The sequence below is a fragment of the Geobacter sp. DSM 9736 genome, from assembly GCF_900187405.1.
GTDB lineage: Bacteria > Desulfobacterota > Desulfuromonadia > Geobacterales > Geobacteraceae > DSM-9736.
This window is the reverse complement of record NZ_LT896716.1, coordinates 2402818-2414998: the sequence shown is the minus strand read 5'-3', so window position 1 is coordinate 2414998 and position 12181 is coordinate 2402818. Positions and strand designations below refer to the sequence as shown.

The 12181-nt window shown below is 58.3% G+C and carries 14 protein-coding genes; 5 read left to right on the top strand and 9 right to left on the bottom strand.

The features are described from left to right. Positions 1-72 precede the first annotated feature (72 nt). Entirely contained in the window at positions 73-693 is a 621-nt protein-coding gene (locus tag CFB04_RS10990) for a DNA-3-methyladenine glycosylase (RefSeq protein ID WP_088535311.1), read from the top strand. Between the two features lie 22 nt (positions 694-715). Here CFB04_RS10990 and CFB04_RS10985 read toward each other — a convergent pair whose 3' ends face one another. Genes CFB04_RS10985 through CFB04_RS10975 form a run of 3 tightly spaced genes read right to left on the bottom strand, consistent with a single transcriptional unit; the run spans position 716 to position 2368 of the window. Continuing rightward, positions 716-1390, bottom strand: a complete 675-nt coding sequence (locus tag CFB04_RS10985; RefSeq protein ID WP_088535310.1) for a DUF4136 domain-containing protein — start codon at positions 1388-1390, stop codon at positions 716-718. A 46-nt stretch (positions 1391-1436) separates the two neighbouring features. Then, the gene (locus tag CFB04_RS10980) at positions 1437-2000 is read right to left on the bottom strand and encodes a DUF3618 domain-containing protein (protein ID WP_088535309.1); all 564 of its coding nucleotides are present in this window, start codon (positions 1998-2000) and stop codon (positions 1437-1439) included. Further along, positions 1979-2368 (bottom strand): phage holin family protein, encoded by a 390-nt coding sequence (locus CFB04_RS10975; protein WP_088536793.1) that lies wholly within the window; start codon positions 2366-2368, stop codon positions 1979-1981. Before CFB04_RS10975 ends, CFB04_RS10980 begins: the two co-directional genes overlap by 22 nt. A 170-nt stretch (positions 2369-2538) precedes the next feature. On the opposite strand from CFB04_RS10975, the gene lpxC reads away from it, so the two are divergent. Further along, on the top strand, positions 2539-3453 hold the full coding sequence (lpxC, locus tag CFB04_RS10970; protein WP_088535308.1) for a UDP-3-O-acyl-N-acetylglucosamine deacetylase: 915 nt from the start codon (positions 2539-2541) through the stop codon (positions 3451-3453). A 40-nt stretch (positions 3454-3493) separates the two neighbouring features. Continuing rightward, entirely contained in the window at positions 3494-4351 is an 858-nt protein-coding gene (locus tag CFB04_RS10965; RefSeq protein WP_088535307.1) for an SDR family oxidoreductase, read from the top strand. Between the two features lie 74 nt (positions 4352-4425). On the opposite strand, the gene CFB04_RS10960 is transcribed toward CFB04_RS10965, so the two are convergent. From CFB04_RS10960 to CFB04_RS10945, 4 genes are all read right to left on the bottom strand, one after another. Continuing rightward, positions 4426-4629, bottom strand: a complete 204-nt coding sequence (locus tag CFB04_RS10960; protein WP_088535306.1) for an alpha helical protein — start codon at positions 4627-4629, stop codon at positions 4426-4428. Positions 4630-4649: 20 nt separating this feature from the next. Next, positions 4650-6023 (bottom strand): sorbosone dehydrogenase family protein, encoded by a 1374-nt coding sequence (locus tag CFB04_RS10955; protein ID WP_231934160.1) that lies wholly within the window; start codon positions 6021-6023, stop codon positions 4650-4652. A 47-nt stretch (positions 6024-6070) separates the two neighbouring features. Further along, the gene (locus CFB04_RS10950; protein ID WP_231934159.1) at positions 6071-6379 is read right to left on the bottom strand and encodes a cytochrome c; all 309 of its coding nucleotides are present in this window, start codon (positions 6377-6379) and stop codon (positions 6071-6073) included. A 143-nt stretch (positions 6380-6522) separates the two neighbouring features. Then, positions 6523-7182 carry a DUF922 domain-containing Zn-dependent protease gene (locus CFB04_RS10945; RefSeq protein WP_088535304.1) on the bottom strand — a complete coding sequence of 220 codons (660 nt, stop codon included), beginning with the start codon at positions 7180-7182 and terminating at the stop codon, positions 6523-6525. 225 nt (positions 7183-7407) lie between these two features. Here CFB04_RS10945 and CFB04_RS10940 point away from each other — a divergent pair, with 225 nt between their 5' ends. Together CFB04_RS10940 and CFB04_RS10935 are read left to right on the top strand one after the other, a co-directional pair. Further along, a complete protein-coding gene (locus CFB04_RS10940) occupies positions 7408-9009 on the top strand; it encodes an ammonia-forming cytochrome c nitrite reductase subunit c552 (RefSeq protein ID WP_088535303.1) in 1602 nt (533 codons plus the stop codon). A 141-nt stretch (positions 9010-9150) separates the two neighbouring features. Next, positions 9151-10758, top strand: a complete 1608-nt coding sequence (locus CFB04_RS10935; RefSeq protein ID WP_088535302.1) for a PAS domain S-box protein — start codon at positions 9151-9153, stop codon at positions 10756-10758. An 18-nt stretch (positions 10759-10776) separates the two neighbouring features. Here CFB04_RS10935 and CFB04_RS10930 read toward each other — a convergent pair whose 3' ends face one another. Both CFB04_RS10930 and CFB04_RS10925 read right to left on the bottom strand, forming a co-directional pair. Further along, a complete protein-coding gene (locus tag CFB04_RS10930) occupies positions 10777-11514 on the bottom strand; it encodes an outer membrane protein assembly factor BamD (protein WP_088535301.1) in 738 nt (245 codons plus the stop codon). A 129-nt stretch (positions 11515-11643) separates the two neighbouring features. Continuing rightward, positions 11644-12168 carry a hypothetical protein gene (locus tag CFB04_RS10925; protein WP_088535300.1) on the bottom strand — a complete coding sequence of 175 codons (525 nt, stop codon included), beginning with the start codon at positions 12166-12168 and terminating at the stop codon, positions 11644-11646. Positions 12169-12181 lie beyond the last annotated feature (13 nt).

Here is a 12181-nt window from a genome sequence, read left to right as displayed (position 1 = left end):
GTCTTGCGACCGGTGCCTTTTCTTTTATTTGATCTGCATCTTTGGGTACGGGATCGAGCCGAGGAACCTGCTATGGCCGAAGGAAAAACAGATGTGACTGATAAACTTCCCCGCGAGTTCTATCTCCGCGATACCATGGAGGTTGCACGTGACCTGCTCGGGAAGGAGCTTGTCCGCGTCACCCCTGAGGGGACGGCATCGGGGATAATCGTGGAGACGGAGGCCTACCTTGGAGTTACCGACCGGGCTTCACATGCCTTCGGCGGCAGGTTGAGCCGCCGCACCTCCATCATGTTCGAAAAGGGGGGCGTCGCTTATGTGTATCTCATCTACGGTATGTACTGGTGCCTGAACCTGACGACACGCGAGGAGGGAGTGCCGGAATGCGTCCTGGTCCGGGCGCTGGAGCCCGTGGTTGGGGTCGATCTGATGACTTCCCGCCGTCACGCAACGGGACGTCGCTCGTGTACCCTCACCAACGGACCGGGAAAGTTGTGTCGCGCCCTTGCCATAGACGGCACCCTTTATGGCGAAGACCTCACCGGCCCCACTCTCTTCGTGAGAGATGCGGGAGTGGCGGCTCCCGTCGAGGTGGTCACGACTCCGCGAATCGGTATAGATTACGCCGGGGAGGCTGCACTTCATCCGTGGCGCTACTGTCTCAAAGGAAGTCCCTGTCTGTCGAGGCGCTGAGGGAGCCACTCTGGCGCGGCAGTCACATCAGTCCCTCCCGGGTCAGCGACTCGCTGATGATTTTTCCCATATCTTTGGCTATCTTTACAACCCGCCCCGGCTCCATGGTCTCCATAGTCCCCGCCCAGACCAGATATCCGCTTGCGGCATCGAACAGGTTCGCCTGCATGGTCGCCACTTCGTAATGGACGATGGAAGGAGGCTCGTAGTATGTGGAGAACCCGTAACTGCCGTAATTGGGGCTGTAGTAGGAGCCGTAGTTGTAGCCGTGGTACGGTCCGTATCCCCACCGGGGGGTGAAGCGGTCGTACCAGGGGTCGGGGAAGATGCTCATGTATCCGGGCATGACATCTGTCTGCTGTTCGACCCGGACCATCTGGATCATGAGGAGTGCGTCTGCCTGGGATTGTTTCACTGCCTTCTGCAGCGATTGCCGGTTGGGACGTGCTTTCCCCGGAAAGAAGTTATGTGCGGGGACTGCTTCGACCCCACGGCGCTGAAGCTCCGCTGCGACGATCTCGTCATAGACCCGGCGAGTCTCGGCTTCTGGAACGAGGCTCGTCACCAGGACTCTTCCGTAGCGTTTTCCATAGGGAGTGGGGGTGCGCCAGGAGTCGACGAGGGATATGGTGGCGCAGGAGGTGAGGAGAAGGCTTGCCAACACCACCCACGCCATCTTTGCAGCGAACCTTTTCATTGGGTTCCTCCGCCGATTCCTGGAGCTGTGGACGGGATTGTCCACGCTACTTCGATGCCGGAATATGCTCGAGAAACGGAGTTCCCACCGGGTACGCACCAGCTCGGGGGAGATCGGAAACAATCCCTGTCTCGGTGACGGGGCGTTCATGTTTGCGGCGGTACCAGAGGGTGCTCAAGGTAGCCCCCAGCGCGCTGGCAAGGCTCCGCCACACGATGGTTGTGCCGGGGCGGACAGATTTTTTCCGGGTGTTTTTCGCCATGCCGGAGAGGAAACCCTTTGCGGCCGCTCCGGCTATTTCTTTTCCGGTCCCTCTGGATTCGGCGCGTGCGTGCCTGCGACTCTTCAATACCATCAGGAGAATGATGCCGGCACCCGCAAGGGCTGTGGGAACGGGTTTGCGTTCGACGAATTCCATTACCCTCGCTGCGCCCACCAGCAGGGAGTGCCGCGCCTTCTGCACGGCCTGCCTCTTGAGGTTCGACGGGGAGAGCCGCTCCTCAAGAGTGTGGACCGTCTGGCTGATCTGAGCCTCGGTGTGTCTGATGTCTGCCTGGATGCGGTCCGTCTGATTGATCTGAGTTCCCGTCATTTCAATGTTTTCGCCCATCGCGCCGTCTCCTTGAGTGTGTCGGTGGATTTTTCAGGCACCATCTTCATCCGTGCCAGGTCCTTACGCCCTTTCTGTACGAAGGCGACACCTATGGCCAGGAATACGATGGCTACCAGCAGAGCGGCCACCCACGGAGGCATGAATTCAGCCACCCCCAGAACGATGGCCGCTATCAATACGAGAAACCCCGTGTAAAGCAAAACGCCGCCGATAGCTACTGCTGCGACATCCTTAATCATCTGCGTCATTTTCTGCGAGATTTCGGTCCGAAACAGCTCCATTTCCTGCTGAAACAGGGTACGGAGTTCCTGGGACAGTTCCACAAACAGTTCACCGAGTGGACGGTTGTCTTTTGGCTGTTGCATGGCAGCCTCCTTGTTAGCTGCGATTTCGTTGCTGTCGCCGGAAAGCCCGGACGACGGCTCCATGCCTTGAATATGCTTTAATTTTAGAGCCGCCGCGGGTGATGTCAAGACGCCGCGGGCCGGAGATCATTGATTGTAATAGGTGTGACGGGTGGTAGAGTTGAAACATTATGCCTTCTCAACGGACTCTGCGGACTACGGTGCGCTTCGAGGGACATGGCCTGCATTCCGGGTGTAAGACGAGGCTTGTTCTGAAACCCGCTCCGCCCGAGAGCGGCATTTTTTTTCGCCGCGTCGATCTTTCCCCCTTCGTTTCCATTCCCGCGACCGCGGATTACGTCGTGAATACCCGATTCTCCACGACCGTTGCCGCCGGTGGATGTGCCGTTTCCTGCATTGAGCATCTGATGGCGGCTCTTTATGCCACTGGCCTCGATAATGTGACGGCTGAGGTGGACGGACCGGAACTGCCGGTGATGGACGGAAGCTCCCTACCGTACGTTCTCGGCATCCTCCGCGCCGGAACCGTCCTGCTTTCGGCGCCCAGGAAATACCTCGTCGTCACGCGCCCCTTGCTCGTTGCCGCCGAAAGAGCCAGGATATCGATACACCCCGCTCCGTTTCTCCGGATATCGTACACCATGAGATTCCGCCATCCCGCCGTCACCACGCTCTTCCGTTGCTACGATTCACGCCGGGAGAATTTTTTCACCGAATATGTTCCTGCACGGACCTTCGGGTTTCTTGCCGAGGTCGAGGCGCTTCGCTCCCAAGGACTTCTTGCCGGGGGCTCTCTTGAAAACGCACTTGTTTTCGGTGATGAGGGGGTGGTGGGTGGTATGAAGATGCGCTACGGTGACGAACCGGTGCGCCACAAGATGCTGGATCTGGCGGGAGACCTTTTTCTGGCAGGTTGCCGGGTGATGGGGCACATACGGGCTTATCGCAGCGGCCACCACCTGAACTGCCGGCTCGTACGGCAGATGCTGGCGCGGACTGACTGCCGGATGTTCACGGAACAGCCCGAGGGAGAGAGTTTGCCGGATCCCGGATCGGGACTCGGAGCGGCTGCTATATTCAAATAGTAAGCTCTGCAGTCACCACATACCTGAAAGGAGAAGAGCCATGGCTGACGATCGTAAGACTTTTCCTCCGCAGCGCCAGGAACAGCCGGGGGTGGAGGCGGAGATGACGCCGCGGCCTCAGAGCGGCGAGGATGAGTACAGGGGGTTCGGTCGGCTACGGGGAAAATGCGCCCTTATCACGGGAGGGGACAGCGGTATCGGGCGTGCCGTAGCTATAGCCTTTGCCAGGGAAGGTGCGGATGTGGCTTTTGCCTATCTCGCCGAGGAGCGGGATGCTCTGGAGACGCGAGACGTGGTGGAAAGCGCGGGAGTGCGCTGTTTTGCCTTCAGGGGGGACGTGGGAGACGAGTCCTTCTGCTCCAAGCTCGTCCGTAACTCCATGGAGGCGTTCGGCAAGCTGGATATACTGGTCAACAATGCAGCCGAACAGCATTACGCTGAAAGGCTCGAAGACATATCTTCCGAGCAGTGGGAGCGCACGTTTCGCACCAACATATTCGCCTATTTCTATCTAACCAAGGCAGCGCTTCCGCACATGAAGGAGGGGGCGAGGATTATCAATACGACTTCGGTCACGGCATACAAGGGAAGCCCGATGCTTCTCGACTACTCCACGACCAAAGGTGCCATAGTCGCTTTTACCCGGTCGCTGGCCCTTTCGGTGGCGCAGAGGGGAATCCTGGTGAATGCTGTAGCTCCGGGACCCGTGTGGACTCCCCTCATACCCGCTTCATTTCCGGAGGAAAAGGTTGAGAAATTCGGAGCCGACGTGCCGCTTCAAAGAGCGGGGCAGCCGGTGGAGATAGCTCACAGCTACGTGTTCCTTGCCACCGAGGGGGGCTCTTACATGACAGGGCAAGTGCTGCACCCAAACGGAGGGACAATTGTTAACGGGTAGCACCGATATGTGAGACGTGAGACGTCAGCTTTACCTAAGGCCGACATCTTACGTCTCACAGCATGTAGTTCCCCCTACGGTCGGTCCCCGGGCCTTCTTCCTGTGCTCCTTGAGGATTTCAGGTGGCTCGGTTCGTTCATACGCTCGCTGTATGCATCGTTGCCGCACCTGATGCAGGAGGGTATCTCGCGGTTCTTAGCCACATGTACCTTCATCCCGCACTTGTCGCACCTGAAATCCCCGGTTTCATGGGCTCGTTCGCCTGCTCTTGCCGGCATGGGGCCAACCTCCTTCCCTTTTACTGGATGTCGAAGCGATAAATGTCGCCGGTTGAGAAATCAGCTACATAAAGGTTTCCCTCTTCGTCTTCCCCAAAACTGGATATTCGCAGGTTCGCTTCGAACAGCAGCCGGTTTTCCCAGGTATCGCCGATTCGGCGAAGGCCCCAGATCCTGCCGCTGCAGAAATCACCATAGATGTACGTGCCCTGAAGGCTTCCCTGCACCGGACCACGATAGACATACCCCCCGGTAACCGAGCATCCGGCATCATGGGCGTACTCGTGTACCGGGAGTACGAGGCCGGTGCGGTCGCAGGTGGGGGTATCGAAGCAGTGAGCTCCTTCCATCAGCCGCCAGCCGTAGTTTTGCCCCCCGCCGCTTCCTGCGGGCTGGAAGTTTATTTCCTCGAACTGGTCCTGCCCCACGTCGGCGATGTAGAGGTCTCCGGTGTCGCGGTCGAAGGAGAACCGCCATGGGTTGCGCAGGCCGTAGCTCCAGATTTCGTTGCCGAAGGGATTGCCGGCGGGAACAGCGTAGGTGGGGGATGCTGCCCCCACGTCGATCCGAAGGATCTTGCCGAGCAGCTGCGTCCGGTTCTGCGCATTGTTGAGCGTGTCCCCCGCGCCCCCGCCGTCCCCCAGGCCGATGTATAGGAATCCGTCGGGACCGAACGCCATCTGTCCTCCGTTATGATTTTCAAAGGGCTGGGGTACGGTTAGTACGTTTGTCGTACCAGCCGGGTCAGCCTGATCGGGGGTCGCGCCTAAGGGTATGCGTGCAATGACGGAGTCGCCGATTCCGGCTGTTCCGGTGTAGTTGACGTAGAAGTGCCCGTCGGTCGCGAAGTCGGGGGGGAACGCGATGCCGAGCAGCCCCTGCTCATTGCCGGAAGAACGTACCTGAGATCTTATGTCCAGGAAGGGCTGTTGCAGGACGAGCCCGTTCCTGATGATTCGCACGGTTCCCCTCTTTTCTGTAATGAAGAGCCTGCCGCTTCCGTCGCCGGCGTGAGTGATCTGAAGGGGCTGGTCGAGGCCGGATGCTACCCTGGTGAGGGTAACGACGTTGGTGACGGGTGGGGCAGGAGGTGTCGAGGTGTCGGGGGGGGCGGTTGTCCCGGGAGGCGTAGCCGGCGTATCCGGCGATGATGTGTCTGGAGAGGGAGGCTCTCCGGAAGGCGTTGAGGGCGTATCGGTGGAGGAGCCAGGAGCTGCCGGTGTTCCGGAGGGTGTCGGCGTATCGGTAGAAGATGTGCCGGCGGACGATGCGGACACAGCTGTTCCGCCCCCGCCGCTGCTGCAGGAGGCGAAGAACATGAGAGCTGCCACGAGTCCGAATGCCGGCAGCAGGGAGAATCTGTGGATCGCTCTGTGCGCACGTGCTCTCTTCACGGGTCACCCCCCTAGAATAGTCTGTGAATGGCGGTCCTTCCCGATGGCTACTTCAGGGCGGTGGCGATGGCCTGAATCTGCTCCGAACTCAGGGTTGAGAGATACCCCATCCCACCTATATTTTTGTTGATGGCATTCTGTATCTGGGGTGCAGTCCTTCCCCTTTTTCTGGAGCTTGCAAGTGAGCCGTGGCAAGCGGCGCAGTTGGCCTGGTAAAGCGCTGCTCCGTCGGCTGAAGCCGTCGAGGTAACACGCCCGCTGCCTCCTTCATTCCCGGAAGCCTTGCCGGGTGGGGCGGCAGCAACAATGGACAGGCACAGAGTGCCGGCCAGCAGCATTCTCTCCGTTGGCTGCACGGACACCTCCCTTGATTTGTTATTAACTAAAATGGGCTAATGACACTGGAAGTTTACGGGAAAAGGGAGGGATGTCAATGACGGCGGGGGGGGCGGGCGGAGCGGCTCACGCAGAACTGTCTCCGCCCGTGACTCATCGGTGATCAGGGAAAGAAGGCTCCCTGGGTTTCACCGTGACGCGTTGTCGCATCATACTCCCGCTGGGTTTCCTTCAGTCGTACGAGCTTTGCCTGGGCCATCGACTTGACTGCCTTTTCCAGATCGGAGCAGTTTCTGAAAGAGCCGAGGGATGACAACCCCTCGCTTATCTCCTGCGCTGTGGCCACAGCCAGGTCCTTGTGCCCGAATTCGTGAGTCCTCAGGTGTTCCATGTAGGTGTTCCAGCGGCTGGTGAGCTGGCTGTCGGCACCGGAAGCATCCTTCCAGCGTGGAAATCTGTAGACTACTCCCACGTCCGTTTTGGCGGAGGTGACATAACAGGCGCCGTTGTCGGTGGCGGTGTTGTACCGGTATTTGATCTCCCAGGTGGCCAGGGCGTCATAGGTCTGGCCGTCGTCCCACGGAATCCCGTTAAGGGTCATCTGTCGCCTCAGTTCCTTGGCGCTTGATCCCGTGATATCGTAAAACTCGTACTTTTCCCTGAGCTCGGTGCGCGCATCGAACTTTCTGATCGGTTGGCCGGGGTCGGGGTCGCTAAGTTTTGCGAGAGTAACCGGCCGCTCCGCGGGGTTCTGATCGGCGGATGCCGGTGATGTGGAAAGGAGTGAGGTTAGGGCAATGGCGGCGACAAGAAAACGTATCATTTTTGGCTCCTTATTGCAGGATCTATTCGTGGTTTCTGAAATCCATGCGCTGACGATACGTCAGGAGCCGAAATGTGTAAGTGAGCTGGCGCACAGCGTGAATGATGATCCTTTAACCTCCCGGATTTCCCAATGGAGATCACTCATCCTGCGAATTCATTATTAGCTGGTATACTTCCTGATGGCGTACCAGGATAGCGATTCAGCAGAGGAAAGGAGATGGGGATGATAAAGAGAATCTGTGGTTCGATGGCTGTGGCGGGAGGGGTTGTATTGATGCTTTCGTTGCCGGTCCTGTCGGCAAAGGGGGAGCCGCCGGCGGGGGGGAAATCTGACAACCGGGAAACATGCTACGGATGCCATGAGGAGGTCAGGGGACTCAAGGAGGGCTCCAAGCATGCAAAGCTCGAATGCAGCCTGTGCCACCAGAAACTTGACGAACATCTGGAGAACAGCGACAACAGACCAGTCACGCTACTTGAGCATGCGGTGTGCGGAAAATGCCATCAGGACCAGCTTGCCAGCTTCGAAAAGGTGAATTACGAAGGAGCGGCGCACAAGGAAAAGGGGATACCGAGCGGGCGGTCACCCATGATGGACAAGCTCCTGGCTCCCTACGGGTTTACAATCGAGCACAACGAGCCGCGAAGCCACCTCTTCATGGTGACGGATCAGTTCGTGGTCGATAGGTTCGCAGGCGGGCGCTTCACCTACAAGAACGGCTGGTATAGCGTGGATGCCACCGGCAAGACATGGGACATCCTCAAGGACCGGGGGGCGGAGTTCAAGATGGGGGAGACCGGAAAGGCGGGAAACCCCACGTGTATCCAGTGCAAGAGCACCGACCACATCCTCAAGTGGAAGTTCATGGGAGACAAGGACCCGCGAGCCAAGTGGGACAGGACCTCGGATGTGATAGCGGTCGCGAAGGATACCAGCAACGTCATGGGGTGCATCCACTGTCATGACCCTCATGGGGCGCAGCCGCGGATCGTGAGGGACGAGCTTATCAACCGGATTGACCAGGGGGCGAAGATGTTTGCCGGAAAGGACGGCAAAACCGACCTTAAAGTGATTTCTTTTCGCGACGGGTTCCGCAAGATCGGCATCATGGAGAAGGCCAACGCAACCATGATGTGTGCACAGTGTCACGTGGAGTACGCCTGCGGCAAGGGGTTCGAATTCGACAGCGGAAAGCCGGTGGGCTTTGAAGACCGGCGCACCAACCACTTCCCGCTGGTGCAGGTTCAGGACATTCTGGCGCACTACAAGAAGCTCAACTTCTACGACTTCCGCCACGCAGTCACCGGCGCACGGCTTGTAAAGCTCCAGCACCCGGAGGTCGAGAGCTATATGGGCAGTGTCCACGAACGGGCAGGGGTGACGTGCGCCGACTGCCATATGCCGGTGGTGAAGAACGAGAGGGGGAAGAAATACCGCTCACACATGATGGTAAGGCCGCACGGCAACGTCAAGGAGGCGTGCATGCGATGCCATCCGCAGCTCACGGAGGAGCAGAAGGCTTACCAGATGGATGCGATCCAGAACTACATCCGCGGTAAGATGCGCAAGGCTGAGTACTGGCTGGGACAGCTGATAGATACATACGCCGTAGCGAAACGGTTCGGGGTGGACGAGGCGGTGCTTGCCCAGGCGAGGGAAAAGCATGAAGAAGCGCATGTGCTGTGGGAGTGGTGGACCGCGGAGAACAGCGACGGGTTCCACAATCCCGACCTTGCAAGGGAGAGTCTGGCGGCGTCCATTACCGCCTCCAAAGAGGCGGTGGCGGTGCTTAACAAGGCGCTGGACGAGCGCGGAAAGAAATAGAGGCTGAGTGACAGAGTAAGCAGCCGGACCCACGAGGTTCGGCTGCTTTTTGCGCATACGGCCCAGTCACAAAAAATCATTGACAATCTATAATTAATACCTTAGCTATTAAGACTTTGGTTTCGGCATTGGAGGTTTCTGGTGAGCGCTCCACTTCGTGTACTGCTTGTTGAAGATTCGCCTGACGACGCAGAACTGCTGTTGCGGGAGCTGCGCAAGGGAGGATTTGCGGCCGTATGCGAGCGGGTCGAATCTGCTGAGGCGATGGCTTCCGCTCTGGAGCGGGAGTCCTGGGATCTGGTGATTGCGGATTACATCCTTCCGCGGTTCACCGGCCTCGCGGCATTGGAGCTGATGCGGAAGAAGGGGATCGATCTACCCTTCATCATCGTTTCAGGAAAAGTCGGAGAGGATGCCGCCGTCAAGGCGATGAAGGCCGGAGCACACGACTATTTCGTGAAGGGGCACCTGGCGCGTCTGGCCCCCGCAATAACGAGGGAGCTGAGTGAGCACCGCAACAGGCTTGATCGCGCTCGCGCGACGGCGGAGCTGCGTTCGCTCAAGAAGGCCATAGAGACCATGCCCATCGGTGTCACCATAACGGACATCGAAGGCGTCATAACCTATACGAACCCTTCGGAAGCGGCGATGCACGGCTATTCGGTGCCGGAGCTGCTGGGGACCGATGTACGAAGACTGGCTCCTCCGCACACCTGGAAGCCGATGACTGCCGCCCAGCTGAAACGGCGCAAAAGCCTCAGCAGGGAAAGCGTCAATGTCAGAAGGGACGGCAGCCTTTTTCCTGTCTACCTCGTGTCGAACGTCGTAACCGACGCCGATGGGGAGCCGGTGGCGATCATCTCCACCTGTGAGGACATCTCCCAGCGCAAGCAGGTCGAGGAGACCCTGCGCAAGCAGTTGGCAGCAATGGAAAGTTCCATCGACGGGATGGTAATTGTCGATGAAGCCGGAAACATCGTCTACGCCAACCAGGCGCATGCCGGCATCCATGGGTACGAGGAGCCGCCGGAGCTGATCGGAAAGCACTGGAGCATGCTATACGAGCCGGAGGAGAGTGCGCGGATAGAGCGGGAGATCATGCGGATCCTTCGGAAGAAGGGGAAGTGGCGGGGCGAGGCCATGGGCCGGAGGTCCGACGGAAGCACCTTCCCCCAGGAGGTCTCCTTGACGGTGATCGATGGCGGCGGCGTGATCAGTGTCGTTAGGGACATCAGCGAGCGAAAGGAGACGGAAGAGAAGCTCAGGTACATGAGCACCCACGACCCCCTTACCGGCTTTTACAACCGTGCGTACTTCGAAGAGGAGATTACCCGGCTGCAGCGGAGCCGGCTCTTTCCGATCAGTGTCGTCATGGCGGATGTGGATGGGCTCAAAATGACAAACGACACCGGTGGCCACGCAGCAGGGGACCGGCTCTTACAGCAGGCGGCAACGGTTCTTTCCTCGGTATTCAGGGCGGAGGACATGGTGGCGCGCATCGGAGGGGATGAATTTGTGGTGCTCCTGCCGGAGGCGGATGAGGCGGCCGTCGCCAAAGCGGTGCAACGGGTGAGGGATGTGCTTCGGACCAGCTCTCCGGTCCTTGGGGGCATCAACCTGAGCCTCTCTCTGGGGACGGCTACCGCGAGAGAGAGCGGTGGTTTGCTTGAAGCCCTTCGTCTGGCCGACGAGCGGATGTATGAAGATAAGCTTACGAGGCAGAGCCGGCTTTCCCTGCTGAAGGTGTAGCTCACCTGATGACGTTTTTCAGTAATATTTCTCCATGAATTTCTTTGCCTTCTCCACGTAACTGCTTGTGGCGAACTCGTTAGTGAGCCGCGTGAAAGCTTCTCTCCCCTTTACTTTTTCCCCGCTGAGCAGGTAGGCCTGACCCAGATAATACAGGGCCTCATCTCCGTATTCCGTTTCAGGGAAGCGGGCGAAGGCGTCCTGGATACGCTGGATTGCTGCTTCGTATTTGTCGGTCCTCAGATAGAACCGGGCAACGTATACTTCATACTGAAACTGCTTCGCCTGGCAGGATTTCAGCTTTTCCTTCACCTCCTGCGCGTATTCCGATGCCGGATACTGGCGAAGGAAGGATTCGAAGGTGGTGGCTGCGTTGGTTACGGGGGTCTGGTCCGTGTCTGAGCCGCTGATCTGCTGGTAATAGCAGAGACCGAGGCGGTAGAGGGCGTACGGTGCCTTCTCGTGGTTTGGGTGGAGTTTGCGGAAATCTTCATAGGCTGCGGCAGCCTCGATGTAGTTGCCGTTCTCGAAGTGGGCATCGGCTATATTCAGCTCTGCGCGAGTGGTGAGTTCCGGCGATACGTAACTCTCCTTTACCTTTTTCCAGTGGTCGATGGCGTCTTCGTATCGCTTCGACGCATACGCCTCTTCCCCTTCCTTGAAATAAGTGTCAGCGGTTTTGTTGACCGGGGGCGCGGAGGCGCAGCCGGCAAGAATGAGAAGTAGAGAAAATACTGCAAATTTCGGAGTGGGCATGGTTTTCCCCGGAGGTGATTTTTTCACCTCAAACTAGGAGAAAAGGGGAATGTTGTCAATTTCAAAATAGGATGTGAAAAGCGGCTGCGGGGGCAGCCGCTGGTTCATTAAGGGGGCGTGGGCGGCAGATCAGTAGCCGAAGGTTATCGTCATCTGGGGATTCTTGGAAGATGTTACATCCACGAACTCGCTGATGTTGGAGTCGTAGTTGCTCAGTCTTGATGAGGGGAAAGGCGTATTGAGAGAGGTGAAATCGGCTTCTGTAAGTGTTGTTCCAGGTGTGACAGAGCAGGTGAGGCGGGCGAATTCGCCGCCGCCAAAACCGTTCACGTGTGGAAACTCGATCGTTACTTTTCTTCCTGCGGATGAGTACCTGCCTAAAATGTAATCGGCCCCTGCGGCGGCCCCGCTTCCGATGGCGAGCGATTGCGCGGAGATGAGAGTCGGGTTTTCCGCGTCCGTTGCCACCGAAACTCCGGGTGGAAGAACCGCAGCAATGGATACGGTGTTGATGAGGGTGGCGCTGCTTACGGCGCGAAACGTGATAACCGCTGTCCTCTGCTGCGGCGGTGCTGCATCTCCTCCGCCTCCGCATCCTGCGGAGAGTGCTGCCAATGTCAGTATGAACACACGAAAACAAACGGATTTCATCATAGTAGCTCCTGAA

What these genes read in the sequence shown, in the direction of transcription:
- lpxC (WP_088535308.1), top strand. Translation starts at nt 2,539, where the DNA reads ATGCCTTCTCAACGGACTCTGCGGACTACGGTGCGCTTCGAGGGACAT.
- CFB04_RS10965 (WP_088535307.1), top strand. Translation starts at nt 3,494, where the DNA reads ATGGCTGACGATCGTAAGACTTTTCCTCCGCAGCGCCAGGAACAGCCG.
- CFB04_RS10960 (WP_088535306.1), bottom strand. Translation starts at nt 4,629, where the DNA reads ATGCCGGCAAGAGCAGGCGAACGAGCCCATGAAACCGGGGATTTCAGG.
- CFB04_RS10980 (WP_088535309.1), bottom strand. Translation starts at nt 2,000, where the DNA reads ATGGGCGAAAACATTGAAATGACGGGAACTCAGATCAATCAGACGGAC.
- CFB04_RS10940 (WP_088535303.1), top strand. Translation starts at nt 7,408, where the DNA reads ATGATAAAGAGAATCTGTGGTTCGATGGCTGTGGCGGGAGGGGTTGTA.
- CFB04_RS10930 (WP_088535301.1), bottom strand. Translation starts at nt 11,514, where the DNA reads ATGCCCACTCCGAAATTTGCAGTATTTTCTCTACTTCTCATTCTTGCC.
- CFB04_RS10985 (WP_088535310.1), bottom strand. Translation starts at nt 1,390, where the DNA reads ATGAAAAGGTTCGCTGCAAAGATGGCGTGGGTGGTGTTGGCAAGCCTT.
- CFB04_RS10990 (WP_088535311.1), top strand. Translation starts at nt 73, where the DNA reads ATGGCCGAAGGAAAAACAGATGTGACTGATAAACTTCCCCGCGAGTTC.
- CFB04_RS10925 (WP_088535300.1), bottom strand. Translation starts at nt 12,168, where the DNA reads ATGATGAAATCCGTTTGTTTTCGTGTGTTCATACTGACATTGGCAGCA.
- CFB04_RS10945 (WP_088535304.1), bottom strand. Translation starts at nt 7,182, where the DNA reads ATGATACGTTTTCTTGTCGCCGCCATTGCCCTAACCTCACTCCTTTCC.
- CFB04_RS10975 (WP_088536793.1), bottom strand. Translation starts at nt 2,368, where the DNA reads ATGCAACAGCCAAAAGACAACCGTCCACTCGGTGAACTGTTTGTGGAA.